The sequence below is a fragment of the Roseivivax lentus genome (genome assembly GCF_900156805.1).
Lineage (GTDB): Bacteria > Pseudomonadota > Alphaproteobacteria > Rhodobacterales > Rhodobacteraceae > Roseivivax > Roseivivax lentus.
On record NZ_FTOQ01000026.1, the window covers coordinates 1 to 26,558 of the forward strand.

Genomic DNA, 26,558 nt, shown 5'->3' on the forward strand with positions numbered 1-26,558 from the left:
CTTCCTCGGTCCCATCATCGCCAATCCTCCCACCCATCGGCGGAATTGAATCAGCACCACGGCCCTCGATCAAGCGCGGGTTTTTCAACGGAATACGCCCTTCCTGCATGTTGTGGCCATGCTTTGTCCACGCAAGGAGAACGTCAAGTGCGGACTGACAACTGTCGTCCGCTGCACGAGGCACGATTGTCAGCAGAGGGCCGGAGGCACGCGTTAGTCATGAAACGAAAGACTGACCATTGACGCTTTCTACGTCTCGCCGTCACCAAAGAAATATTTCTGTAAACAGCCACTGAACGCACGATTGGCAGAAGCGCTTGACCGCCGCGTCGACCTAAAATAGTGCTCGGGAGGCGTTGCGGGTGTAGCTCAATGGTAGAGCAGCAGCTTCCCAAGCTGACGACGAGGGTTCGATTCCCTTCACCCGCTCCAAGAAAAATCTCCCGACAGCCTGCCGACAAAATCCCTGTCTATACGGCGATAGTTATCTGATTTATATCGTTTTTTCTCATTTTTGCTTTAAGCTTCCCAAGCTGACGACGAGGGTTCGATTCCCTTCACCCGCTCCAATTCCTCACATGCAACGCCTCAGAGGCCGCGACCGCCGGTTGCGCGGGCAACGTGCGACGGCGCGCTTCGGGTGTCACGGTTGGCGTATGCGCGCACCGTTCCTGTGCGGCGATGTTACCGGGAAGCGCGGCTTCGTGACTTGCGTGAAACACGATTTCGTCGCATGATCTGAACCGAACAGTTCAGTTTGATGCGGCCCTATGTGTCGCGCTCGGAAGGAGGTTCCGATGTCCATGATCGCCACATATTCCGACAAGGCCCTGCCGCGGCTGTCGAAGCGCGAGTTTACCTTGTGCAAGGCCGCACTTCTGGTGGCGCTGATCGCGATCGGCCAGTGGACGAGCCATGTGCAGGCCGGCGAGGCGGGTACGGGACCGCTCTGGACCTCCGTCTTCTGCGACGGGAACGCGGCGGATCGCGCGGTCTGAACCGCGCCGGATCTCTTGTGCCGCGGCCCGGTCCCGAGGACCATTGGCGTCAAAAGCCCCCCGCGCGGGGGCTTTTTTGTGCCCGGCGCCGCGGAGCGGCCCAATTCGGGCCGCGCAGTCGGTAGCGCCCTCTGTCGGAGCGCGCTGGATCAGACGTTGACGCCGGTACCCTGCAGAACGCCGTGTTGCAGCGCGTAGCGGGTCAGCCCGGCGGTCGAACTGATCCCGAGCTTGCGCTTGATGTTCTTGCGGTGCGTCTCGACCGTGCGGACGGAGATATCGAGCGCGATCGCCACCTCCTTGTTGGACCTGCCCTGCGCCAGCTGCAGCAGGATGGTCTGTTCGCGCGTGGTCAGCGCCTCGCGGCCGTTGTCGTCGGCGGGTGCGATGGCGCCCTCGGCCCCGGTGCAGAGATAGCGCGCACCGGTATGGACGAGGTCGATGGCCTTCTTGATCTCGTCGGTGGAGACATCCTTCAGCACGTAGCCCATCGCGCCGTGGCGCAGGGCGGTGCGGATGTATTCCGGGCTGTCATGCATCGACAGGATCAGGATGCGCGTCTCGGGGCGGCGTTCGAGGATGATCTCGGTCGCCGACAGGCCCGAGAGACCGGGCATGTTGAGATCCATCAGGATCACGTCCGGGGCGAGCTCCTCCAGCCGGTCGATCATCTGCTGCGCGCCCGACAGCGTGGCGAGGACCGAGATGTCGTCGTAGGTCTCGAGGATCGCGGTGATGCCTTCGGCAACCATGGGGTGGTCGTCGACCACGACGACGCGGATCGGCGGGCTCATGCGGGCCTCCTTTGCGGGGCGGATGCGGCGGGGTGCGGGGCGGGGGCCGGGTCCACCGTTGCCGTGGCGGCGCGGGGGCTTTGCGCCGCGCGTTGGGTGTCTTCGGGCGGCAGCATGTGGGTCAGCGGCACCTCCGCCTCGATCACGGTGCCCCCGCGCGAGGACTGAATGCGCAAGTGGCCGCCCAGATGGTCCATCCGCTCCTGCATGTTGCGCAGCCCGATGCCGCGTTGCGCGTCGGGCTCGGCCTCGCCGTCGATGCCGTGGCCGTCATCGGTGATCCGCAGCGTCGCGCCGCGCATGTGGCCGCGCAGATCGACCGCGACGCGGGTCGCGCCGGAATGCCGTTCCACGTTGGTCAGCGCCTCCTGCGCGATCCGGTAGAGGGCGATCTTGGCATCCTGATCGAGCCGGTTGCGGAACACCACCGTCTCGAAATCCACCGTGATGCCGGTGCGGGCGGTGAAATCCTCGCAGAGCGCCTTCAGCGCGGGGCCGAGACCCAGATCGTCGAGCACGCCGGGGCGCAGGTCGCGCGAGATGCGCCGCACCTCCTGGATCGCGCCCGAAAGGTGCGACACACCCTGATCCAGCGTCTCCGCGGCCCGGGGATCGCCCGCCTGGACCCGCCGCCGGGCGATGTCGAGGGCGTATTTCACCCCGACGAGGATCTGGCTGATGCCGTCATGCAATTCGCGCGCGACGCGGCCGCGTTCCTCTTCCTGGGTGTCGAGGACGCGCTGGGTGAGTTCGCGCAGCCGCGCATCGGCCAGCCGCCTTTCGCGCAGGTTCAGCAACAGCCCCGAGGCGAAGACGGCCAGCAGCGCCAGGAGCGTGATCGCGCCGATATAGATGAAGGTGTCCTGCACCCGGCGCTCCACCTCGGCGCGGGCGGCGGCGACGTTCTCGATCACGTCGTCTATGAAGACGCCGGTGCCGACCGCCCATTGCCAGGACGGAAAGGAGGTGACGTAGGAAATCATCCGCGCCTCTTCGCCGGTCGAGGGTTTGGGCCAGAGATATTCGTGATAGCCCGCGCCCGAACGCGCGATGCGGATCAGCGCGTCGGTGACGGGCGTGCCGGCACTGTCGGTCAAGCCCGACCAGTTGCGGTTGATCATCTCGGTCTGGCGCGGGCTGACGAGGTTGGTGCCGTCGTAATCGTAGACGAAGAAGAAGCCGTCATCGCCGTAGATCATCGCCGAGAGGATCTGCATCACCTGTTCCTTCGCGACCTCGTCGTCCGGTGCCGCGGAGCCGTAGATGAAGTAGAAGCCGTTCCGCGCCTGGGTGACGTAATTCTTCAACTCGGCCTTCTTGGCCTCGATGAGCTGCGTCTCGAGGCTGCGGATCTCGCGATCGGCCAATGCGCGGGACTGGTAGGCCACCAGGAAGGCGATCGCGGACACCGCGAGGACGAGGGGAAGGGCCGCCAGAAGGAACAGCTTCTGACTGTAGCGCAGGCTCATCCGCTTCGCGATCCCGGTCATATCCGTTCCCTAGCGCGGATCGGCGCGCCTTGGAAAGATGCATTGCGCTGCCCGTGCGCCCGCGCGCCGCCCGCGGCTCTGGTCAGCGCGCCCCGGGTCCGACAGGATGATGGGGCACGAGAGGGGAGGCACCATGATCTTCAGCGACACGATCTGCGCCCTGGGCGAAGGCGCGCTCTGGCATCCGGAGGAGGAGGCGCTCTACTGGGTCGACATCCTCGGCAAGCGGTTGTTCCGCCATGACGGAAGGCGGCAACGCGACTGGCGCTTCGAGGAACATATCTCGGCGGCGGGGTGGATCGACGAGGGGCGGCTTCTGATTGCGAGCGAGACGGCGCTTTTCGTCTGGGATACCGAACGCGAGGCGCGCGAGGATATCGTGCCGCTGGAGGCCGACCGGCCCGACACGCGGTCCAATGACGGGCGTGCCGATCCCTGGGGCGGGTTCTGGATCTCGACGATGCGCAAGGACAAGACGGGGGCCGATGGCGCCATCTACCGCTTTCTGCGCGGCGAGGTGCACCGGCTTTATTCCGGGCTCGAGATCCCCAACGCCATCTGTTTCGCGCCGGGGGGCGCCTATGCCTATTTCTGCGACACGCGGGCGGGGGTGATCCGGCGGGTGACGCTGGATGACGATGGCTGGCCCGCGGGCGATCCGGTGGATTTCGTCGATCTGAGCGGCGAGGGGCTGAAGCCCGACGGGGCGGTGGTCGACAGCCAGGGCAACCTGTGGAACGCCCAGATCGGTGCGGGACGCGTGGCCTGTTATTCGCCCGATGGCGCCTTCATGACGGCTATTGGCCTGCCTGCGGGGCGGGTGACCTGCCCGGCCTTCGGCGGGCGCGATCTGTCGGTGCTTTACGTGACCTCGGCGGCGGATGGCGCGGCCGAGGACGACCGGCTGAGCGGCGCGACCTTCGCGGTGCCGACGGGGTTCAAGGGACAGCGGGCGCACCGGGTGGTGTTGTGAGGATGGGCTGAAGGTTCGGATTAGGATCGGAGCTTCGGTTTTGGGGGTGGGTCCACGAGATGTGTTGCTCGTGCGCCTGCCCGTGGGATGGCGCTATGAGGGCTGAGCGGTTGTGCTTTATCTTCGGGTGTCGCCGCGCAGAAGCAGCGGTGCGTTGGCGTCTCCAGAGCGCCAGCCCAGGGGGCGGGCAGGCGCTGGCGCGGCGGCTGCAGGCAGCCTTGATTCCGCGCCTGGGGTTCTTCGACCAGACGGTTGAGCCGGGAAACCTGTCCACCAGGTGTGTCGCTCGTGCGCCTGCCCGTGGGATGGCGCTGCAACGGTTGAGCGGGTGTGCTTTATCTCCGGGTGTCGCCGCGCAGAAGCAGCGGCGCGCTGGCGTCTCCGGAGCGCCAGCCCCAGGGGGCGGGCAGGCGCTTGGCGCGGCGGCTGCAAGCAGCCTTGATTCCGATCCTGGGGTTCTTCGACCAGACGGTTGAGCCGGGAGACCACTTCGCGAGATGCGGCCTTGGGTGCGCCTCCCGCCGACCCCCTCAGCCCTTCCGCGTAAACACCAGCGCCATCGAATCCTTCAGCACGAGGGGACCCGAGACGTAATCCGCCCCGATTCCCGGCGAGCGCAGCACGCATTCCCAGCCGAAGCCTTCGGTCCCCGGCACGCCGAGCCGCAGGGGGTCTACATCCGAAGTGGGCTTGCCCTCCATGTGCAGGACGGTGAAGACCTGTTCCCCGTCCGGCCCGTGCCGGAGCGCCGTGAAGACGGTCCGGCCGTCCAAAGGCTCCAGATAGCCGAAATGATCCTTCGGCCCGTAATTATCCCGCAGCCACGGCCGCGCCGCGCGGAACTTGCGCAACGCCAGCGTGTAGTCGCATTGCACCGGATCGAGGCTGCCCAGCGAATGGGTGATGTTGCAGTATTCGTGCATGTCGTTCATCCAGGCGCGCGCGATCTCCTTCAGGCTGTCCACGGTGTAGACCGGCCCCGCGAGCTTGGGCTCGGTGGTGTTCAGCAGCCGCGCGATATCCTCGAGGTCGTAATCGGTGACCTCGACCAGCGCGGGCAGGAAGGTCAGGAAGCGCGACAGGTCCTCTCGGGTCTCGTAGCCCAGGGCCTTGAGACGGGTGAAATTGCCGGGGATGGAATAGGAATATTCGTTGATCTGCCAATTGAGCGAGATCGCCTCCTCGGCCACCACCTTCACGCCGTACTTGTCGTCCTGGTTGCGCACGAAGCCCCAGGAGGCCCGCGCCATGGCGTTGAGGAAATCCATCGGCACACCGGGCAGCGCTACGTAGGTCAGCGTGTGCACCGCGGGGTTGTCATAGGCCTTATCGAGGATTTCCATCCGCGTGTTGCCGAGACGCGTGTTGATGTTCATCTTCGGGTTCACCTGCGTGCCCCGGCGCAGCGTGTCGTGGTTCGAGGTGCCCGAGATCCAGTTCGCGCCGACCGACAGGCATTCGCGGATGCGCCAGTATTTGCCCAGCCAGAACGTGTAGAGGAACGGCGTGTTGTGGGCGAAGGTCAGCGGCCCCCACTGGAACACGTCGTCGTCGCGCTGGCTCTCGATCACCGAGCGGTAGGTGGAGGAAAGCTCCCAGTCTTCCTCGGGCCAGGGTCGGCCATCCTCGAAGATGAACCACGGGCGATATTCGGTGCCCGCGACCTCCTGCACGATGTCGGACATGCTTTGCAGGTAATCGTCGTCATGGCGCAGCACCTGTGCGGCCGCATCCCAGTACTTGAAGTCCTGCGCCCCATCGACCCGCACGCCGTCGGCGCCGAAATTCACCTTGCGGCGCTGCATTTCCAGAAGGATCGCCCGGACGGAAGGGTTCTGGTAATCGAGATTCTGGCCATACATGTTCGGGCCCGCGAAGAAATGCCCGTTCAGCACGCGCAGACCCTGGTTGTCGGAATGGCCGTAGACCACGTCGAAGACGAGCTTCTTGGGGGTGCCGGGGAAATTGTGCAGGGCGGCGGCCAGGTCCACCAGCTCGTCCGGGCGGCCGGTCTCGAGCAGGACGGGGTTCACGGCGGCCATGCCGGCGATGACGTTGTCATAACCCCAGTTGGTGGTGTCGGGCCGCAGCAGGGAAACCGTGACCGCGTCGTCGTCGCCTTCGGTCTCGGACCAGAAATCGGGGCCGGTCTCGTAGACGGTGGTAGGCTCCACGGGCAGCAGCTGCACGCCCTCGTAGCCTGCGAAGATCTGGTCCGCGGGTTCCAGCGGCAGGTCGGCCTCGATCCGGGAAGCCAGACGTTCGAATTGCCGCGTGAGCGCGGCGATGGTGCCCCCGGCCGTGGCGGTGGGCACGTGGATCTGCAGGATGTTCGAGACGGGCCCGAACTTGTGCGGCGCAGGCCCCTTGAGCGCCTGCCAGTATTCCGCGTCGCCGCGCGCGGCGAGCATGCCCGCCACGTCGTAAAGCTCCGCCGGTGCCATGGCGCCGAAAGGCAGCGACATGGCCAGCGGGTCGAGGATACGGTGCCAGTTTTCCTCCGCATCGCGCCAGCAGAGCGCGTAGAAATCACCAAGCGCGTCGCGATTGCCCGCCTGCATGCCGGACACCACCGCAAAGCAATGCGCCTCGGTGCGGATGACGGGGACATAGACCCGCTCGAATGTCAGCTCCTGATGGGCGCGGGTCAGATCGAGCGGCGTCGTGGGCGCCAGCACTTCGAGGAAGATGTCCCCCGAGGGCACGCGGGCATCCTGCAATTCCGGCACCCAGAAGCCGAAATGCGCGCGGCCCTCGGCGTCCACCTGTCCGCCCAGCCCGCGCGCGATCTCGCGCTCGGCGTCGAACCGGGTTTCGGCGGTCATCAGGGTCTTTTCACAGGCCTCGGCCCGGGCCGCGGATGCGGCCTCGTCGAATTGGATACGGTCCTTGAGCGCCACTCGCGCCTCCTGATCGTTGTTAGGTGGTCACATCCGGGCCGTCGCGGCCGGTGCGGGCCTTGATATCGGCCAAGGCCTCGGCCGCGGCGATGACCGGGGCCAGCGCCTCCTGCGGGTCGAGGTCGAGCTTGTCGGGATCAGTCTCGGCCCGTTCGAGATAGACGCGCAGGGTGGCGCCCGCCGTGCCGGTGCCCGACAGGCGGAAGACCATGCGCGCGCCGCCCGAAAGCGTGATGCGCAGGCCCTGACCCTCGGTGCGGGACTTGTCGACCGGATCGTCATAGGCGAACTCGTCCGCCGCCTCGACGGTCAGGCCGCCCGCTTCGGTCCCCGGCAGGCTGGCAAGGCGTCCGCGCAGGTCGGAAATCAGGCCCTCGGCGGCCTTGGCATCGACATCCTCGTAATCGTGGCGGGTGTAGTAATTGCGCCCGTAGGTCTGCCAATGCGCGGTCATCAGATCGGCGACGGAGGTCTTCTTCTCGGCCAGGATGTTCAGCCAGAAGAGCACCGCCCAGAGCCCGTCCTTCTCGCGCACGTGGTCCGACCCGGTGCCCGCGCTTTCCTCGCCGCAGATGGTGGCGCGGCCGGCATCGAGAAGGTTGCCGAAGAACTTCCAGCCGGTGGGCGTCTCGTAGCAGTCGATACCGAGGCGCAGCGCCACGCGGTCGAGCGCGCGGGAGGTCGGCATGGAGCGCGCCACGCCCTTGAGCCCGCCCTTGTAGGCGGGCACCAGCGTGGCATTGGCGGCAAGCACCGCGACGCTGTCGGAGGGCGTCACGTAGGCCTTCTTGCCGACGATCATGTTGCGGTCGCCGTCGCCATCCGAGGCCGCGCCGAAATCGGGGCCGTCATCGGAATACATCTCGTCCATCAGCGCCTTGGCCCAGATCGGATTGGGGTCGGGATGGCCGTCCCCGAAGCTCGGGTCGGGGGTGCCGTTGATCACGGTGCCCTTCGCCGCGCCCAGCATGTCTTCGAGGATCGCATGGGCATAGGGGCCGGTCACCGCATGCATCGCGTCGAAGCGCATGGTGAAGCCGCCCGCGAAAAGCGCGCGGATCGCGTCGAAATCGAAGATCCTCTCCATCATCGCGGCGTAATCGGCGACGGGATCGACGATCTCGACCTCCATCTCGCCGAGCTTTGCGCTGCCGGGCGCCGAGAGGTCGATATCCTGGCTCTCGGCGATGAAGTAGCGGATGCAGGATTGCGTCGCCATGTGGATCTTGGCGGTGATGTTCTCGGGCGCGGGGCCGCCATTCGGGGTGTTGAACTTCACGCCGAAATCGCCGCCCGGGCCGCCCGGATTGTGGCTTGCCGAAAGGATGATACCGCCTGCGGCCTCGCGAATGCGGATGAGGTTGGAGGCGGCGGGCGTCGACAGAATGGCGTTCTGCCCGACGATCACCTTCGCCGCGCCCGAAGCGGCGGCCATGCGCAGCACCACCTGCGCCGCGCGGTCGTTGAAATAGCGCCCGTCACCGCCCAGAACGAGCGTCTTGTCCTTCAGCCCGCCGATCCCGTCGAAGATCGATTGCACGAAATTCTCGAGGTAATGCGGCTCCATGAAGGTGCGGGTCTTCTTGCGCAGGCCCGACGTGCCGGGCTTTTGTCCGTCGATCGGACGCGTGTCGACAGTGATGATCTCCATCTCTTCTTCTCCTCCTCGGAGTGTGGATCGGGTCTTTCACGATTGCGCCCAAGCATGCGGGTTGGGGGCGGAATGACAAGGGGCGGCTCCGCGAATTCCCCGTCAGATCGGCGGTTCCTCGAGCACGAAGGCCAGAGTTGCCGGTCCGTTGAGCGTGACGGTCGCGTCTGCCGGGGCGGGCTCGGCATCGGGATGGGCGCTGTCGATATGACGCACCCAATGAAAGCCTTCGGGCGGGTCGGGCAGGGTGATCGTCGCCGATCCGCCCGCGTTGAAGACCAGATAGAGCGCCTCTTCGCGCTGCGCGTAGGCCGGGGTTCCGCTGGCCATGCGCATCTCGGCGCAGACGAGCGCGCGGTCCGCATTCTCCCAATCGGCATCCTGCATCTCAGTGCCGTCCTCGCGCCACCAGAAGAGGTCGGGAATGCCGTCTGTGACCCGTTCGTGCGCGTGCAGAAAGCGTTTCTGCCGCAGGATCGGGTGCGCCTTGCGGAACGCGATCAGCCGCCGCGTGAAGGCATGCAGATCCGCGTCGCACCGGGCCCAGTCGAGCCAGCCGGTTTCGTTGTCCTGGCAATAGGCGTTGTTGTTGCCGCCTTGGCTGTTGCCGAACTCGTCGCCCGCCAGCAGCATCGGCGTGCCCTGGGACAGCATCAGCGTGGCCAGCATGTTGCGCTGGCGCAGGTGGCGTGCGGCCAAGATGTCGGGATCGTCGGTGGGGCCCTCGACGCCGAAATTGTCGGAATAATTCTCGCCATGCCCGTCGCGGTTGCCCTCGCCGTTCTTTTCGTTGTGGCGCTCCAGGTAGGACACGGTATCGGCCAGCGTGAAGCCGTCATGGGCGGTGATGAGGTTCACGCTCGCCGTGGCGGGACGGCCCGAATGGTCGAATTGCTGGGCCGATCCGGTGATGCGCGTTGCGAGTTCCGGCGTCATGCCGGCATCGCCGCGCCAGAAGCGCCGCACGCCGTCGCGATACTTGTCGTTCCATTCCGAAAAGGGCGCGGGGAAAGCGCCGACCTGGTAGCCGCCGGGGCCGATATCCCAGGGCTCGGCCACCAGCTTCACGCGGCTCAGCACCGGGTCCTGCCGGGCCGCATCGAAGAAGGCCGCGCCGGGGTCGAAACCCTGCGCCGTGCGCCCCAGCGTCGCGCAGAGATCGAAGCGGAAGCCGTCGATATGGAACGTCTCGACCCAGTAGCGCAAGCTGTCCATGACCATGCGCATGACCATCGGGTGTTCGATATTGATCGTGTTGCCGGTGCCGGTGTCGTTGATGTAATGCCGCTTGTCTTCGGCCAGCCGGTAATAAGCGGCATTGTCGAGGCCGCGGAAGCACAGCGTGGGGCCAAGCTGGTCGGCCTCGCCGGTATGGTTGTAGACGACGTCGAGCCAGACCTCGATGCCTGCCGCGTGGAGCCGCGCCACCGCATGCTGCAATTCCTTCAGGCCCCCGTCGGAGAGATAGCGCGGATCGGGCGCGAAGAAGCCGATGGACTGGTAGCCCCAGTAATTCGTGAGCCCCTTGTCGACGAGGAACCGGTCGTTGATGAAGGCATGCACGGGCAGAAGCTCGACCGCGGTGATGCCGAGATCGGTCAGGTAGTCGATCATCGCATCGGAGGCCAAGGCCAGCGCGCCGCCCTTGGGGCTGGCGCCGTGGAAGTTCTGCGTCAGGCCCTTCAGATGCGCCTCGTAGACCATGGTCTCCTCCATGGCCGTGTCGGGCGGGCGGGTCTCACCCCAGGAAAAGCTCGGGTCCTCGACCACGCAGCGCGGCATGTAAGGCGCGCTGTCGCGGGTGTCGAAGGACAGGTCCTCGTCCTCGTGCCCGCGCGTGAAGCCATACAGCGCATCGTGCCAGTCGGGGTGGCCCGTCAGCCGCTTGGCATAGGGGTCGATCAGCAGCTTGTGGACGTTGAAGCGGTGGCCCGCCTCGGGCGCGTAGGGCCCGTCGGCGCGCAGTCCGTAAAGCTGGCCCGGCCGCACCCCCGGCAGGTAACCGTGCCAGACATCGCCGTCCCGCTCCATCAGCCGGATGCGGCGGGTCTCGGTCTTGCCGTCCTCGGAGAAGAGGCAGACATACATCGCCGTGGCGTGTTGCGAGAAGACGGCGAAATTGGTGCCGTCGCCATCGAAGGTGGCGCCGAGCGGCGCGGCTTTGCCCGAGGCGGGCGCTTGGATCGGAGTCATTTGGACGACGCGATGTCCTTGTAGAGCGCGGCATAGGCGCGGGCGGACACGTCCCAGCCCACATCCTGTGCCATCGCGTTCTTCATCATGCGCGCCCAGGTCGTCCGGTCGCGCCAAAGGACATGTAGGCGCGCGAAGGCCCCCGCCAATGCCGATGACGTGACGGGATGGAACTGTATCCCCGTGGCCACGCCCGCGCCCAGAGCCGCCGGATTGGCGTCGATCACCGTGTCGTTGAGCCCGCCGGTGCGCGACACCAGCGGCAGCGTGCCGTGGCAGAGCCCGTAAAGCTGCGTGAGGCCGCAAGGCTCGAACCGCGAGGGCACGAGGATCGCGTCGCCGCCCGCCATCAGTCGCCGCGACAGCGCCTCGTCATAGCCGAAGCGCACCCCGACGCCCTCATGGGCGGCGGCGCGCTTGAAGGCGGCCTCGAGGCCCGGATCGCCCGAGCCCAGAAGCGCGAGTTGCCCGCCGTGATCGACCAGCGCGGGCAGCGCCTCGAGCAGCACGTCGAGCCCCTTCTGGTGGCTCAGCCGCGAGATCAGCACGCAGAGCGGGCCGTCCCAGTCCGGCAGGCCGAATTCGCGCCGCAGCGCCTTCTTGTGCCGCGCCTTGCCGCGCGGGGTCTTGTAGGGCGGCGCCCAGGCGTCGGTGTCGATGCCGTTCAGGATGCCGCTGAGGTCGTCCCGGCGCGCGGTCAGGATGCCTTCCATCCCCATGCCGAACTCGGGCGTCAGCAACTCGCCCGCATAGCTGGGGCTGACCGTGGCGATGCGGTCGCAGCCGGTCAGCGCCGCCTTCAGCGCGGAAATCTGGCCCCAATATTCGAACCCGCCCTCGGTGAATTCCTCGCGCGGGAGCGCCATGGCAGAAAGCATCGAGGCGGGCGCCATCCCCTGGAACGCGATGTTGTGGATCGAGATCAGCGTGCCGATGCCCGCGCCGCCCGGCATCTGGCGCAGGTAGACCGGCGTCAGCCCGGCCTGCCAATCGTGCAGATGCAGGATTTCGGGCTGCCAGCCCGCGATGCCGCCGGTCGCGATCTGCGCTGCGGCATGGGACAGGGCGGCGAAGCGCACCGGGTTGTCGGCCCAGTCCTGCCCGCCGGCATCGAGATAGGGGCTGCCGTCCCGGTCATAGAGATGCGGCGCGTCCAGCGCGTAGAGCACGGCCTCGCCGAGCCTGCCCTCGATCAGCCGGGCCGGGCCGCCGAAAAGCGGCCCGAGGTCATGCGTCGTTCCGTTGCCCATCGCCGCCTTCACGTTGCGATATGCGGGAATGAGCGTGCGCATCTCGACGCCGAGCGGCGCCAGCGCGCCGGGCAGGGCGCCCGCCACATCCGCGAGCCCGCCGGTCTTGACCAGCGGCACACATTCCGAGGCGACCGAGAGAACCTGCATCAGAGTGCCGCTGCCCGTGCGTCGAGCATCTTCTGGGTGATAAGCGTCACGCCGCCGTCGGACACGCGGAACCACTTGGCGTCTTCAACCGGGTCCTCGCCCACGACGAGGCCTTCGGGAATATGCACGCCGCGGTCGATCACCACGTTCTTCAGCCGCGCATTGCGCGACACGTAGACCCGCGGCAGCACCACCGCCCGCACCAGCGAGGAATAGGAATTGGTGTGCACCTGCGTGAAGAGCAGCGATTCGCGGATCTCGCTGCCCGAGATGATGCAGCCCCCCGAAACCATGGAAGAGATGGCCGCGCCGCGCCGGTCGGCCTCGTCATGGATGAACTTCGCCGGCGGGGTGGCCTCGGCATAGGTCCAGATCGGCCAATCCTTGTCCCAGAGATCGAGATCGGGGGCAAAATTCGTCAGGTCCAGATTGGCCTTGTGGAAGGCATCCACGGTGCCCACGTCGCGCCAATAGGTCGGGGCCTCGGTCGAGGCGCGCACGCAGCTGTCGGTGAAGCGGTGCGCCTGCGCCTTGCCGCCCTTGACGATCTCGGGGATCAGGTCGTTGCCGAAATCGTGGCTCGAATTCTGGTCCTCCATGTCGCGGATCAGCAGATCGCGCAGGAAGTCCCAGTTGAAGACATAGATCCCCATCGAGGCCAGCGTGACGTTCGGGTCGTCCGGGGTGCCCGGCGGGTCCTTCGGTTTTTCGAGAAACGAGGTGATGACGTCCTTGTCGTCGACGGCCATGACCCCGAAGGCCGAGGCCTCGGCGCGCGGCACGGTCAGGCAGCCGATGGTCACGTCGGCCTTCGTCTCGACATGCTGGCGCAGCATCCGCTCGTAATCCATCTTGTAGATGTGGTCGCCGGCGAGGATCACCACGTAATCCACATCGTAGCTGTCGACGATGTCGATGTTCTGCGCGACCGCATCGGCGGTGCCGCGATACCATGTCTGCTCGTCGTAGCGCTGAGAGGCTGGCAGGATATCGAGGAATTCGTTGCGCTCGGCACGAAAGAAGCTCCAGCCGCGCTGGCAATGGCGAATGAGGCTGTGCGCCTTGTATTGCGTGGCGATGGCCATCTTGCGGATGCCGGAATTGAGCGCGTTCGACAGCGCGAAATCGACGATCCGGGTCTTGCCGCCGAAATAGACCGCCGGTTTGACGCGCCGGTCGGTGAGTTCCTTGAGCCGCGAGCCGCGCCCGCCGGCCAAGACGAAGGCCATCGACCTCTGCGACAGTCTGGTAGCGCTATCGACCATGGTATCCTCCCTGTGCGTTTCGCGGCCTGTCGTGGCGCCGCTCATTGAGCAGAGTGTGCAAATTCTGCGGATAGATGGCTAGGGGGGATGGTGCATTCGCGGTTTTGCGCGCTGCGAGACCGGCGCGGTTCCGGCGCCGGTCATCTGTGCGGTGGTTCCTCATGCGCTCAACAGGACCGCCCGCCAGCCCCGGCGCGGCCTGTTGCGCAGAAAGGTGTGCGGCCGGGTGCCGGGCGGCCCGAAGCCGGTGCGGGATCATGCCTTGATCAGGAACACCGTCGAGAGGGGCGGCAGGTAGACCTCCGCCACGGCGGGCAGGCCGTGGCTGTCGCCCGGCTTTGCAGTGACGCCGCCCATGTTCCCGCGATCCTGACCGCCATAGACGCCCGCATCGGTGTTCAGCGCCTCGCGCCATTCGCCCGCCTCGGGCAGGCCCACGCGGTAATTCTGCTCCTGCGGGGTGAAGTTGCAGAGCACGACCACCTCTGGATCGCCCGCATGGCCCTTGCGGCGCCAGACGAAGACCGAGCGATCCGCGTCGTTCTCCTCGATCCACTGGAAGCCCTCGGGGTCGCAATCCTTGACGTGCAGCGCGGGCGTCGCGGCGTAGAGCTTGTTCAGATCGCGCACCAACGCCTGGATGCCGCCATGGGCGGGATTGCCGAGGGCGGCCCAATCCAGTTCCGCATCGTGGTTCCATTCGGCCCCTTGCGCGAATTCCTGACCCATGAAGATCAGCTTCTTGCCTGGATGGCCCCACATGAAGCCATAATAGGCGCGCAGGTTGGCGAATCGCTCCCAGTCGTTGCCGGGCATCCGCGTCAGCATCGAGCCCTTGCCGTGGACCACCTCGTCATGGCTGATCGGCAGGATGAAGTTCTCAGAGAACGCGTAGACCAGTCCGAAGGTCATCTGGTTGTGGTGATGCTTGCGGTAGATCGGGTCCTTTTTCATGTATTCGAGCGTGTCGTTCATCCAGCCCATGTTCCACTTGAACCCGAAGCCGAGGCCGTCCTCGTAGACCGGGCGCGACACCTTGGGGAACGAGGTCGATTCCTCGGCCACGGTCAGGATGCCCTCATGGGCGCCGTAGGTCTGGATGTTCATGTCGCGCAGGACGTCGATGGCTTCGTAATTCTCGCGCCCGCCATCCTTGTTGGGGACCCATTCGCCGTCCTTGCGGGAATAATCGCGGTAGAGCATCGAGGCCACCGCATCCACGCGCAGCCCGTCGACATGGTATTCCTCAAGCCAGTAGAGCGCGTTCGAGGTCAGGAAATTCTTCACCTCGCGCCGCCCGTAATTGTAGATCAGCGTGTTCCAGTCCTGGTGGAAGCCCTCGCGCGGGTCCGCATGTTCGTAAAGCGCCGTGCCGTCGAACTGGCCCAGCCCGTGCGGGTCGGTGGGGAAATGCCCCGGCACCCAGTCGAGGATGACACCGACGCCCGCCTTGTGCGCGGCATTCACCAGATCGCGGAATTCGTGCGGGGGGCCATGGCGCACGGTGGGTGCGAACAGGCCCACCGGCTGATAGCCCCAGGAGCCATCGAAGGGATATTCGGAAATCGGCATCAGCTCGATATGAGTGAAGCCCATTTCGGTGACATACTCGACCAGTTCGGTCGCGGCCTCCACATAGGAGATGCGGCGATTGTCGGCCTTGCGCTTCCACGATCCCAGATGCACCTCGTAGACCGAGATGGGCGCGTCGCGGCTGTTCCGCGCGGCGCGTTTCGTCATCCAGGCCTCGTCCGACCAGCCATAGCCGCGGATGTCGCGCACGACCGATGCGTTCTCTGGCGGGTGCTGCGATCCGAAGCCCACCGGATCGGCCTTGAGCGGCATCAGGTTGCCCTGCGCGCCGATGATCTCGTACTTGTAGACGGTGCCTTCGCCCGCGCCGGGGATGAAGATTTCCCAGACGCCGGTGGCGCCCCGGCGGCGCATCAGGTGGCGCCGTCCGTCCCAGCCATTGAACGTGCCCACGACCGAGACGCGGCGCGCATTGGGCGCCCAGACCGCGAAATGGGTGCCATGAACGCCCTCATGGGTCATCACATGCGCGCCGAGCGCGTTCCAGAGCTGCGAATGGGTGCCTTCACCCAGGAGGTATTCGTCGATCTCGCCCAGCACCGGGCCGAAGCGATAGGGGTCTTCCATGTCCCAGGTCTGGCCCGAGGCGTCCTTGCCGCGCAGGCCGTAAGGCGCGTCGCCGGGCACCGCACCGCAGAAGATGCCGGGCAGGTCGGCGACCGGATCGAGCGGGTGCGTCTTCTTGCCGATGACCGCATGAAGCTCGGCCGCGCCGGGATCGAACACGGTGACATGCCGCGCGCCCTCCACCGCATGGGGGCCGAGCACCGCGAAGGGATCGTCGCTGGTGGCATCGAGGATGCGTTTCAGGGCGGGGCGGGGAAGGTGTGCATGCTGAACCATGCGCCTCAGTTTAGCACCTCGGCGGCGAGCTTCAACGTGGGCCCGCCGGGGGCCCCCCGATTCACTGCCCGAGATAGGAGCGCGCCGCCCAAATATCCTGCATGTAGCCGCGGATTGTCCGATCCGACGAGAACCAGCCCGACCGCGCGGTGTTGAGCGCGGCCTTGCGCGTCCAGGTCGCGGGATCGGCGAAGGCCGCATCGGCCTCGCGGCTCGCGCGCCAGTAATCGGCGAAATCCGACGCGACGAGGAAATAATCCGGCCCGGCGAGATTGGCGGCGATATGGGCGTAGCGGTCGGGCTCGTCGGGGCAGAAGGCGCCGGTGCGCACCGCCTCGAGGGCGCGGGCAAGGCGCGGATCGGCGGCGATGGCCTGGGCGGCGTGATCCTCGATCTTGCGGCGCTCCATCACCTCGGAGGCGGTCATGCCGAAGAGGAAGAAATTGTCCGCGCCCACATGCTCGCGGATTTCCACGTTGGCGCCGTCGAGCGTGCCGATGGTCAGCGCGCCGTTGAGGGCGAATTTCATGTTGCCCGTGCCCGAGGCTTCCTTGCCCGCGGTCGAGATCTGCTCGGACAGGTCCGCGGCGGGGATCAGCCGCTCGGCGAGGGTCACGTTGTAATTCGGCAGGAAGAGCACCTGAAGCACGTCGCGGGTCGTCTTGTCCGCGTTAAGAACCTCCGCCACGTCATTGATAAGGCGAATGATATCCTTGGCGAAGGCATAGCCCGGCGCGGCCTTACCGGCAAAGAGCACGACGCGCGGGGTCCAGTCGGCGTTGGGATTGTCCTTGATCTCCTGCCAGAGCGCGATGGTCTCAAGGATGTTGAGGTGCTGGCGCTTGTATTCGTGCAGGCGCTTGATCTGCACGTCGAACATGGCGTCGGGATTGACCGACACGCCCTGCGTCGCGGCCATCCAGTCCGACAGGTCCGCCTTGTTGGCGCGCTTGGCGGCGTCGAACCGCTCGCGCCACGCGGCATCCTCGATGGCGGGCTCCAGCTCGCGCAGGCGCTCCAGATCGTCGACCCAGCCCTCGCCGATCGTGTCGGTGATGAGCGAGGACAGGCGCGGGTTGCAGGCCAGGAGCCAGCGGCGCGGGGTGACGCCGTTGGTCTGGTTCACGATCCGGTCGGGATGCAGGCGGTGCAGTTCGGAGAACACCGTTTTCTTCATCAGCTCGGTATGCAGCGCCGAGACGCCGTTGACCTTATGCGCCATGACAAAGGACAGCTGGCCCATCTTGACCTGGTGATCGGAGCGCATGGATTGTGTGCGCGAGGGGTTCGCCTCGTAATGTTCGTTGTCGATCATATCGACGATCTGCAGATGGCGCGGCAGCAGGCGCCCGAACAGGCCCTCGCCCCAGCTTTCCAGCGCCTCGGGCAGCAGCGTGTGGTTGGTGTAGGAAAGACAGGCGCGGGTGATGGTCATCGCCTCGTCGAAGGGCAGGCCGCGTTCGTCGTGCAGGATCCGGACCAGTTCGGGACCGGCCACGGCGGGATGCGTGTCGTTGAGCTGGATGGCGACCTTTTCCGGCAATTGGCGGATGTCGCTGTGTTCCTTGTCGAACCGCGCGAGGATATCGCGGAGCGCGGCGGCCACGAGGAAGAATTCCTGCTTGAGGCGCAGTTCCTTGCCCTGCTCGGTCGTGTCGTCGGGATAGAGCACGCGGGAAATGGTGCGGGCCAGTGCCTCGGGTTCGGCGGCGGCGGCGAAATCGCCGCGGTTGAAGGCGGGCAGGTCGAACGGATCGGCTGCCTTGGCGGACCAGAGGCGCAGCGTGTTGGCCCAGCGTCCCTTCCAGCCGACGATGGGCGTGTCATAGGCCTCCGCATCGACATATTCGCCGGGATGCCAGACGGACGCGCCGTCCCGTTCCTCCACATGGCCGCCGAAGCCGATATGGAAGCGTGCGTCGGGACGTTCGAATTCCCAGGCGTGGCGCTGGGTCAGCCAGGTCTCGGGCGCCTCGATCTGCCGCCCGCCCTGGAAGCTCTGTCGGAAGAGGCCGTGCTCGTAGCGGATGCCGTAGCCATAGGCCGGGCAACCCAGCGTCGAGAGGCTTTCGAGGAAGCAGGCGGCGAGACGGCCCAGGCCGCCATTGCCGAGCGCCGCGTCGGGCTCGTCCGCGAGCACCGTGTCGTAATCCTGGCCCAGTGCCGCCAGCGCGTCGCGCGCCTGATCGACAAGGCCGAGATTGACGATACCGTCTTCCAGAAGCCGCCCGATCAGGAATTCCATCGACAGGTAATAGACCCGCTTGGCGCCTTCGCGGCGCGCCACGCCCGCGGCCTTGAACCAGCTGTCGGCGATATGGTCGCGGATCGCGAAGGACAGCGCCATGCGCCAATCCTCGGTGCCGGCGTAATCGGGCTCGCGCCCGAAGGAATAACACAGATGCCGCACGATGGCGTCGCGCAGGGCATGGGTGGTGACTTGGGTCGGGGGGGTCGCGATGTTCATTTCGGACACTCCTGTTAACGCTCACACTGCTAGAAGCGCGGTTTCTCCGGATTGGCAAGACCCGGGACGCGTCAAGGTTGCGATTGCGTGGCAATGGGGTGCCGCGCTGCCTGCTTTGACGCCGTCACGCGCCGAGGTGATGCAATTCGGTCAAATGGCAAGCGCAGCCGGTCAGCGCCGCGTAATCGTCGGTCAGGATATGCACCGGGAATTGCCGCATGAACTCGGAAAAGCGGCCCTTGTCGCAGAACGCCTCGGTGAAGGTGGCGCTGGCGAGATGCGGGCCGAAATGCTGGGTGACGCCGCCACAGAGATAGATGCCGCCGAAGGGCAGGGTGATGAGCGTCAGATCGCCGACATAGGCGCCGAGAAGCCGGGTGAAGAGCGCGATGGCGCGCCGCGCGCGGTCGTCCTCGTCCTGCGCGGCCATTATCTCGGACGCACTCATCGGCGCGCCCGCGCCGTCTTCGTCACAGAGAAAAGCATAGATCCGCTCGAACCCGCGGCCCGAGAGCACGTCCTCGAAGCCGGGCATGTCGTGCTTGCGGGCCACCCAGTCGCGCAGCCGCAGCTCCCCTGCGTCGCGGGCCTTCAGCGACACGTGGCCGGTCTCGGACGGGGGCACCAGCGTCTGGCCGCCCAGCCGGTAGACCGGCGCGGCATTGAGCCCGGTGCCGACCCCCACCACGAGCTTGGCGGCCTGCGGGCTCGCGGGCTGGCCGGGCAGGACCGGCGTCAGCACGTCGGGCGTCAGCGCGTCGAGCGCGTGGCCCTGCGCCTGCAGGTCGTTCAGGATGGCGACGGTGGTGGCGCCGCTGGCCTGCGCTACCGCGCGCTTGTCGACGCGCCAGTCGAGATTGGTCAGCTTGCCCACACCGTCGCGCACGGGGCCGGCCATGGCGACGCAGGCGGCATCGGGGGTGGCGTTCTGCTGGCCCAGGTAATCGGTCAGCACGGTCTCGAGGCTGTCGTTCTCGGCGTTGCGGTAGCGGCGGATGGTGTCGCGGTCGACCGTGCCGTCGCGGGCCAGCGCCACGCGGGTATTGGTACCGCCGATATCGGCGACGACCGCCAGGTGGGCCGGAGGGGAATGGGGCTCGGACATGGGCGACCTCGCTGAGCTATGATGCGGGTGGTACGGGCGTTTCCGGATGCGATCAAGGGCGCAGTGGGGGGCTGCCGGGCGTCGGCGTTGGCGGGGCAGGCGGGCTGTCGCGGCGCGGACGGGCCCTATCCGGGCGCCCGACCGGTGGAGCGGCCGAGGATCAGATCGGCATCGAGCATGATCCCCGGACGCGGCTTGCCGGGATCGGCGATCATCGCCATCAGCTCCTGCGCGCAGGTCCGCCCCGCCTCCCGGATCGAGGATCGGGTGGCAGTGAAGAGCGGCTCGCTGGTGCCGTTGGGCAGGTAGCTCAGCACGTCATCATGGGTCACGACCGAGATATCCTCGCCCATTGCGAGGCCGCGTCGGAGGATGGCGCGTTCCACCCCGAAGGCGATCACGATGGAGGAGCACAGGAACGCGGTGGGCGGGTTCGGACGGTCCAGCATCTCGGAAGCCGCGCGCATGCCGAGGCTTTCGGTCATGCCGCCCACCTCGATCAGGGCCCGGTCGATACCGATCCCCGCCTCGCGCAGGGCAGCTTCGTAGCCGCGGCGGCGCCGGTAGGCGAAATCCATCGTCTCGACGGCGTTGAGCAGCGCGATTCGCCGATGCCCCAGCGCGATCAGGTGGCGCGTGGCCCGCAGGAAGGCGCTTTCGTTGTCGATATCGACGAAGGCGTAATCCTCGGCGCGCCCGAAAACCCGGCCATGCACGAGGAAGGGCACGCCGATCCGGTCCAGGAGGTCGATTCGCGGATCGTTCACCCGGGGGCCGTGCAGGATGATTCCGTCGACATTCCCGCGCGCGCGAATGTTGTGGTAATGCGCGGCTTCCTCGTCGTCGGGCACCAGCGTCAGCACCAGCTCGTAGCCGCCGGTCGCGTAGGCCTCAGAGGCGCCGGTGATGAAATCCCCGAAGAGCGGGTTCAGGATCTCGTGCTTGTTGGACAGGGGAATCACGTGGCCGATGGACATGGCCCGCCCGGTGGCGAGCCCCTTGGCGCGGGCATTGGGGCTGTAATTGAACTGGCGCGCGGCCTCGAGCACGCGGCGGCGGGTGGCCTCGCGCACCTCGGGATAGCCGTTCAGCGCCCGGCTCACCGTGGTCTGCGACAGGTTGAGATGCTCTGAGAGTTCTTTGAGGTTCATCGGCGTGTCGCGTGGCTGAGCCTTGGCGTCGAGCGTCCAAAGCGCTTTGGATTTTTCGCAGCCTAGACGCAGAACGTCCCGATTGGGAAGCCCTCCTTCCAGATAGGTCTTAGCTGCGTTGCAGCATGACATCTCATGTTTTCTTGAGGTTTATGCCCGGGAATCGGATTGACAGGCGCTAACATGTCAGCGAGCGTGCACCGACCAAAGCGCTTTGGAAAACTTTTTCCTTGCGCTGCGCCACATGAGATTGCTCACATGATCCAAGGGAGGATTATGATCATGAAGACTTCGCTTTACGCAAGCGCTGCCGTGCTGGCCCTGACGGCCGGTGCCGCGCATTCGGCGGCACACCTGCCGTTCAATCCCGGTGAAGGCGACTTCAGCTGGGACAGCTACACGAGCTTTGCCGATCAATACGACCTGAGCGGTGCCACGGTCGAGATCACCGGTGCCTGGACGGGCAACGAGAAGGAAAAGGTCGACAAGGTCTTCGACTATTTCGAAGAAGCCACCGGCGCGACCGTGAACTACTCGGGCTCGGACAGCTTCGAGCAGGACATCGTCATCTCGACCCGGGCGGGCTCTGCCCCGAACCTCGCGGCCTTCCCGCAGCCGGGCCTCGCGGCCGACATGGCAAGCCAGGGTCTTCTGACGCCGCTGGCCGAAGGGACCGCCGACTGGGTCGCCGAGAATTACGCGGCCGGTCAGTCCTGGGTCGATCTGGGCACCTATGCCGATCCGGATGGCAACGAGAACCTTTATGGTCTGTTCTACCGCGTCGATGTGAAATCGCTGGTCTGGTACAACCCGATCGCCTTTGACGAGATGGGCTACGAGATCCCCGAGACGATGGAAGAGCTGAAAGAGCTCACCGACCAGATCGTCGACGATGGCGGCACGCCCTGGTGCATCGGTCTGGGCTCGGGCGCCGCGACCGGCTGGCCCGCGACCGACTGGGTCGAGGAGATGATGCTGCGCACCCAGCCGCCCGAGGTCTATGACCAGTGGGTGACCAACGAGATCTCCTTCGACGACCCGCGCGTCGTCGCGGCGATGGAGGAATTCGGCTATTTCGCGCTGAACGACGATTACGTGCAGGGCGGGGCCGAGACGGTCGCCACGACCGATTTCCGCGACAGCCCGGCGGGTCTCTTCACCATCCCGGCGGAATGCTACATGCACCGCCAGGCCTCGTTCATCCCGGCCTTCTTCCCCGAAGACGTGGTCGCGGGCGAGGATGTGGATTTCTTCTACTTCCCCGCCTACGAGGAGAAGGATCTCGGCAAGCCGGTTCTGGGTGCGGGCGCGCTTTTCGCGATCACCAACCCCTCTGAGGCCACGACGGCGATGATCGAGTTCCTCAAGACCCCGATCGCGCATGAGCTCTGGATGGCGCAAGGCGGCTTTCTGACCGCGCATGGCGGTGTCAACCTCGACACATATGCCGATGACAGCCTCCGTGCGCAGGGTCAGATCCTTCAGGACGCCTCGACCTTCCGCTTCGACGGCTCGGACCTGATGCCGTCCGAGATCGGCGCCGGCGCCTTCTGGTCGGGCATGGTCGATTACGTGACCGGCACGCCCGCTGCCGAGGTGGCGGCCACGATCCAGGAACGCTGGGACTCGATCCAGTAATCCACGCGACGATCCGCGCCCGTCCCGTCAGCCGGGGCGGGCGCAGGCACCGCTGGGAACTGGTGCCATGCAACGGCCGGACCCGCCGCCAAGGCGGGCAGGGCCGATCCGGTGCCGCCCGGGGAGGGCCCGCGCGCCGGCTGCCAAAAGGGAGGAACCACCATGTCTCCGATCCTGCAGGGTCTCATCACGATCATCATCGGAGTGGGCGGCTGCGTCGGCTATTTCTTCGCCTCGAACTGGGTGCTGGACAAGGTGATCTTCCCGCCGCGCACGGACGATCACGGGCGCAACATCAACCGCGCCACCATGGTCCGGCCCTGGCTGTTCCTGTTCCCGGCGATGTTCGCGCTGGGGCTCTACCTCGTCTATCCGGTGGTCGGATCGTTCTGGCGCTCGCTCTTCAACCGCTCGGGTGAAGAGTTCATCGGCTTAGGCAACTACACCACGATGTTCGCCGAAGAGGGCTTCCGAACCGCGGTCTTCAACAACATTCTCTGGGCGATCTTCGTGCCCGCCGCGGCGACCTTTCTCGGCCTGCTGGTGGCGCAGCTCACCGACAAGCTGAAATGGGGCAACATCGCCAAATCACTGATCTTCATGCCGATGGCGATTTCCTTCGTGGGCGCCTCGCTGATCTGGAAATTCGTCTACGCCAACGACCCCGATATCGGCATCATCAACGCGGTGCGCGACGTCCTCGGGGCCGATCCGATCGATCCGCTGCAGATCCCCTTCTGGAACAACTTCTTCCTGATGGTGATCTTGGTCTGGATCCAGACGGGTTTCGCCATGGTGATCCTGTCGGCGGCCCTGCGCGGTATCCCCGAAGAGACCATCGAGGCCGCGATCATCGACGGCGCGAACCCGTTCCAGATCTTCTTCAAGATCAAGGTGCCGCAGATCATGGGCACCATCGTGGTCGTCTGGACGACGATCACGATCCTGGTGCTGAAGGTCTTCGACATCGTCTACGCCATGACCGGCGGCAATTTCGATACCGAGATCCTGCCGTCTTACATGATGGATTACATGTTCCGCGATGACGGGCGCGCGACCGCCGTGGCCTTCGTCATCATGATCATCGTCCTGCCGGTGATGGTCTGGAACATCCGCCAGGCACGCAAAGAGATGAATTGAGGGAGGGCCGAGCAATGGACCAAATGGCAGGACAGAAGACCTCTCTCTCCATCGTCACCAACATCTCGGTTGTGGCGCTGGTGCTGATCTGGCTCATTCCGACGATCGGGCTTCTGGTCTCGAGCTTCCGCGACCGCGAGCAGATCTCCGAGACCGGCTGGTGGGCGTCGATGTTCCCGGTCGAGGTGGCCTACCGCGTCTCGCCCGAGCCCGAAGGCGTGACGCAGGACGGCACGCTCTACACCTTCTCGGGCAACCTCTTTTCCGCCTCCGACGAGGTGTCGGCGCAGGGGTCGGGCGATGTCTCCGCCTTCGGGATCACCGGCCGCGATCCGGGTGCCGCGACGCCGGGCCAGACGTTCGGTCGTCTGAAGCTGGTGGTGAGCGAACCCGACGGCACGACCGACGAGGAAAACTACGAGACCTCCTGGCCCGCCGACGGCCAGCCCACCGCGCCCGAGACCGACGAGGACGGGCGCCCGGTCCAGGATTTCTACATCGACCGCGCCGTTACCGTGGCCGCCAACGGCGATTTCACCTGGGTTCAGGACGGAGAGATCGGCCGCGCGCCGACGATCTACATCATCGCCGCCGCGCCGCCCGATTTCGGTTTGCAGAACTACGAGCAGATCCTGACCTCGGACAACATGGACCGCGCCTTCATCAACACCCTGACGGTGACGATCCCGGCGACGATCATCCCGATCCTGATTGCGGCCTTCGCGGCCTATGCGCTGGCCTGGATGGATTTCCGCGGCCGGGGCTTCCTGATCGCGATGGTGGTGGGGCTTCTGGTCGTTCCGCTGCAGCTGGCGCTGGTGCCGCTTTTGCAGCTGCACAACAAGGTTGGCATCGGGCAGAGCTTCCTCGGCATCTGGCTGGCGCATACCGGGTTTGGCCTGCCGCTCGCCATCTACCTTTTGCGCAATTACATGGTCGGCCTGCCGCGCGACATCATCGAATCTGCGAAAGTGGACGGGGCCACGGATTTCCAGGTCTTCACCAAGATCGTGCTGCCGCTTTCCTTTCCGGCGCTGGCGAGCTTTGCGATTTTCCAGTTCCTCTGGACCTGGAACGACCTCCTGGTGGCGAAGGTCTTCCTGCCCTCCAACTCGGAGAGCTGGGTGATGACGGTGAAGATCGCCGATGACCTTCTGGGCTCGCGCGGCGGCGACTGGGGCATCCTCGCGGCGGCGGCGTTCATCTCGATCGCGGTGCCGCTCATCGTCTTCTTCGCCATGCAGAAATACCTCGTGCGCGGCCTCCTGGCTGGCTCGGTCAAATAAGGACGTTTATGAATACCAAGGCGGATATCTCGGGCGCATCGAAAGCGGATGCGGATTGGTGGCGCGGCGCGGTGATCTATCAGGTCTACCCGCGCAGCTTCCAGGATTCGAACGGCGACGGGATTGGCGACCTTCTGGGCATCGCCCAGCGGATGCCGCATATCGCCTCGCTCGGGGTCGATGCGGTGTGGATCTCGCCGTTCTTCACCTCGCCCATGCGCGATTTCGGCTATGACGTGTCGGATTACTGCGATGTGGACCCGATGTTCGGCACGCTGGCGGATTTCGACACGCTGATCGCGCAGGCGCATCGGCTGGGCGTCAAGGTGCTGATCGACCTCGTCTTGTCGCACACCTCCATGGACCATCCGTGGTTCAAGGAAAGCCGGTCGTCGAAGGACAATCCCAAGGCCAACTGGTATGTCTGGGCCGATGCCAAGCCCGACGGCACGCCGCCCAATAACTGGCTGTCGATCTTCGGCGGCTCGGCCTGGCAATGGGATCCGACCCGCTGCCAGTATTACCTGCACAACTTCCTGACCGAGCAGCCGGATCTGAACTTCCACGAGCCGGAAGTGCAAAACGCGCTGATGGATGTGGCGACCTTCTGGCTGGATCGCGGCGTCGACGGCTTCCGGCTCGATACGATCAATTTCTACGTCCATGACGCGCAATTGCGGGACAACCCGCCGCTGCCCGAGGCGGAGCGCAACCCGATCACCGCGCCGGCGGTGAACCCCTATACCTGGCAGAACCACCTCTACGACAAGACCCAGCCCGAGAACCTCGCATTCCTGCGCAAGCTCCGGGCGCTGATGAACAAGTACAACGCCGCCGCCGTGGGCGAGGTGGGCGACGACCAGCGCGGGCTCGAGATCCTCGGTGAATATACCGGGGGCAGCGATCTCATTCACATGAGCTATGCGTTCGAGCTGCTCTCAGACAAGATGCCGACGGCCCCCTACATCGCCGAGGTCTTCGAGAAGGTCGAGGCGGTGGCCGCCAATGGCTGGGCCTGTTGGGCCTTCTCGAACCACGACGTGCCGCGCCATGCCTCGCGCTGGAAGCTGACCGATGCGGGCGAGCGCTGCTTCGCCACGCTGATGCAATGCCTGCGCGGCTCGACCTGCCTCTACCAGGGCGAGGAGCTGGGCCTGCCCGAGGCCGAGGTCGCCTTCGAGGATCTGCAGGACCCTTATGGCAAGCGCTTCTGGCCCGCCTTCAAGGGCCGCGACGGCTGCCGCACGCCGATGGTCTGGGAGCCGTCCAACCAGAATGGCGGCTTCTCGTCGGGCCGGCCCTGGCTGCCGGTCAGCCACGACCACCTCAACCGCGCGGTGGCGACGCAGGAACAGGATCCGTCCGCAATCCTGCACCATTACCGCCGCGTGATCGCCTTCCGCCATGCCCATGAGGCGCTGCGCAAGGGCGCGCAGAGCCGGGTCGAGGCGGATGGCAGCATCATCCGATTTCAACGCGAAAGCGCCGGGGAGACGATCTTCTGCGCGTTCAATCTCAGCCATGAGCCGGCCGTGACGGACATGCCCCCGGGCAAGTGGCAGCAGATCGGGATCGAACTGGGCAGCGCGGGCCCCGCGCCGGACGGGCGTCTTCATCTCGGGCCATGGCAGCCCGCATTGATGATGCGCGCCGCGACACAGGATTAAGGGA

General features: G+C 65.8%; 17 protein-coding genes and 1 tRNA gene. 7 read left to right on the forward strand and 11 right to left on the reverse strand.

Features of this window, described 5'->3' with window-relative positions:
- Window positions 1–358 precede the first annotated feature (358 nt).
- Window positions 359–432, forward strand: a tRNA-Gly gene (locus BW990_RS20130).
- Between the two features lie 365 nt (window positions 433–797).
- Window positions 798–998: a hypothetical protein gene (locus tag BW990_RS20135; protein ID WP_076451178.1), complete on the forward strand. Its 201-nt coding sequence runs from the start codon at window positions 798–800 to the stop codon at window positions 996–998.
- Between the two features lie 149 nt (window positions 999–1,147).
- Here BW990_RS20135 and BW990_RS20140 read toward each other — a convergent pair whose 3' ends face one another.
- The gene (locus tag BW990_RS20140; protein ID WP_076451180.1) at window positions 1,148–1,792 is read right to left on the reverse strand and encodes a response regulator transcription factor; all 645 of its coding nucleotides are present in this window, start codon (window positions 1,790–1,792) and stop codon (window positions 1,148–1,150) included.
- Window positions 1,789–3,282, reverse strand: coding sequence for a cache domain-containing protein (locus BW990_RS20145; protein WP_083950748.1), 1,494 nt, complete (start codon window positions 3,280–3,282; stop codon window positions 1,789–1,791). Before BW990_RS20145 ends, BW990_RS20140 begins: the two co-directional genes overlap by 4 nt.
- A 133-nt stretch (window positions 3,283–3,415) precedes the next feature.
- Between BW990_RS20145 and BW990_RS20150 the strand changes: the two genes are divergently transcribed.
- Window positions 3,416–4,255 (forward strand): SMP-30/gluconolactonase/LRE family protein, encoded by an 840-nt coding sequence (locus tag BW990_RS20150; RefSeq protein WP_076451183.1) that lies wholly within the window; start codon window positions 3,416–3,418, stop codon window positions 4,253–4,255.
- A gap of 530 nt (window positions 4,256–4,785) precedes the next feature.
- Here BW990_RS20150 and gghA read toward each other — a convergent pair.
- The 9 genes from gghA to BW990_RS20195 form a co-directional block, all read right to left on the reverse strand.
- Entirely contained in the window at window positions 4,786–7,155 is a 2,370-nt protein-coding gene (gene gghA / locus BW990_RS20155; RefSeq protein WP_076451185.1) for a glucosylglycerol hydrolase, read from the reverse strand.
- A 19-nt stretch (window positions 7,156–7,174) separates the two neighbouring features.
- Window positions 7,175–8,806, reverse strand: a complete 1,632-nt coding sequence (locus tag BW990_RS20160) for an alpha-D-glucose phosphate-specific phosphoglucomutase (protein WP_076451187.1) — start codon at window positions 8,804–8,806, stop codon at window positions 7,175–7,177.
- 102 nt (window positions 8,807–8,908) lie between these two features.
- Window positions 8,909–10,999, reverse strand: a complete 2,091-nt coding sequence (gene glgX / locus BW990_RS20165) for a glycogen debranching protein GlgX (RefSeq protein WP_076451189.1) — start codon at window positions 10,997–10,999, stop codon at window positions 8,909–8,911.
- Window positions 10,996–12,402: a glycogen synthase GlgA gene (gene glgA / locus BW990_RS20170; protein WP_076451224.1), complete on the reverse strand. Its 1,407-nt coding sequence runs from the start codon at window positions 12,400–12,402 to the stop codon at window positions 10,996–10,998. Before glgA ends, glgX begins: the two co-directional genes overlap by 4 nt.
- Complete coding sequence (glgC, locus tag BW990_RS20175; protein WP_076451191.1) at window positions 12,399–13,664, reverse strand: glucose-1-phosphate adenylyltransferase; 1,266 nt, start codon at window positions 13,662–13,664, stop codon at window positions 12,399–12,401. Before glgC ends, glgA begins: the two co-directional genes overlap by 4 nt.
- A gap of 255 nt (window positions 13,665–13,919) precedes the next feature.
- On the reverse strand, window positions 13,920–16,100 hold the full coding sequence (gene glgB / locus BW990_RS20180; protein ID WP_076451193.1) for a 1,4-alpha-glucan branching protein GlgB: 2,181 nt from the start codon (window positions 16,098–16,100) through the stop codon (window positions 13,920–13,922).
- Between the two features lie 61 nt (window positions 16,101–16,161).
- Window positions 16,162–18,567 carry a glycogen/starch/alpha-glucan phosphorylase gene (locus tag BW990_RS20185; RefSeq protein WP_076451195.1) on the reverse strand — a complete coding sequence of 802 codons (2,406 nt, stop codon included), beginning with the start codon at window positions 18,565–18,567 and terminating at the stop codon, window positions 16,162–16,164.
- 124 nt (window positions 18,568–18,691) lie between these two features.
- Window positions 18,692–19,672: a glucokinase gene (locus BW990_RS20190; protein WP_076451198.1), complete on the reverse strand. Its 981-nt coding sequence runs from the start codon at window positions 19,670–19,672 to the stop codon at window positions 18,692–18,694.
- Between the two features lie 125 nt (window positions 19,673–19,797).
- Window positions 19,798–20,823 (reverse strand): LacI family DNA-binding transcriptional regulator, encoded by a 1,026-nt coding sequence (locus BW990_RS20195; protein ID WP_076451200.1) that lies wholly within the window; start codon window positions 20,821–20,823, stop codon window positions 19,798–19,800.
- 282 nt (window positions 20,824–21,105) lie between these two features.
- Here BW990_RS20195 and BW990_RS20200 point away from each other — a divergent pair, with 282 nt between their 5' ends.
- The 4 genes from BW990_RS20200 (at window position 21,106) to BW990_RS20215 (ending at window position 26,554) form a co-directional block, all read left to right on the forward strand.
- A complete protein-coding gene (locus BW990_RS20200) occupies window positions 21,106–22,461 on the forward strand; it encodes an ABC transporter substrate-binding protein (protein ID WP_076451226.1) in 1,356 nt (451 codons plus the stop codon).
- Between the two features lie 162 nt (window positions 22,462–22,623).
- A complete protein-coding gene (locus tag BW990_RS20205) occupies window positions 22,624–23,601 on the forward strand; it encodes a carbohydrate ABC transporter permease (RefSeq protein ID WP_076451202.1) in 978 nt (325 codons plus the stop codon).
- Window positions 23,602–23,615: 14 nt separating this feature from the next.
- Window positions 23,616–24,887, forward strand: a complete 1,272-nt coding sequence (locus BW990_RS20210; RefSeq protein WP_076451204.1) for a carbohydrate ABC transporter permease — start codon at window positions 23,616–23,618, stop codon at window positions 24,885–24,887.
- 8 nt (window positions 24,888–24,895) lie between these two features.
- Complete coding sequence (locus BW990_RS20215) at window positions 24,896–26,554, forward strand: alpha-amylase family glycosyl hydrolase (protein WP_076451206.1); 1,659 nt, start codon at window positions 24,896–24,898, stop codon at window positions 26,552–26,554.
- Window positions 26,555–26,558 lie beyond the last annotated feature (4 nt).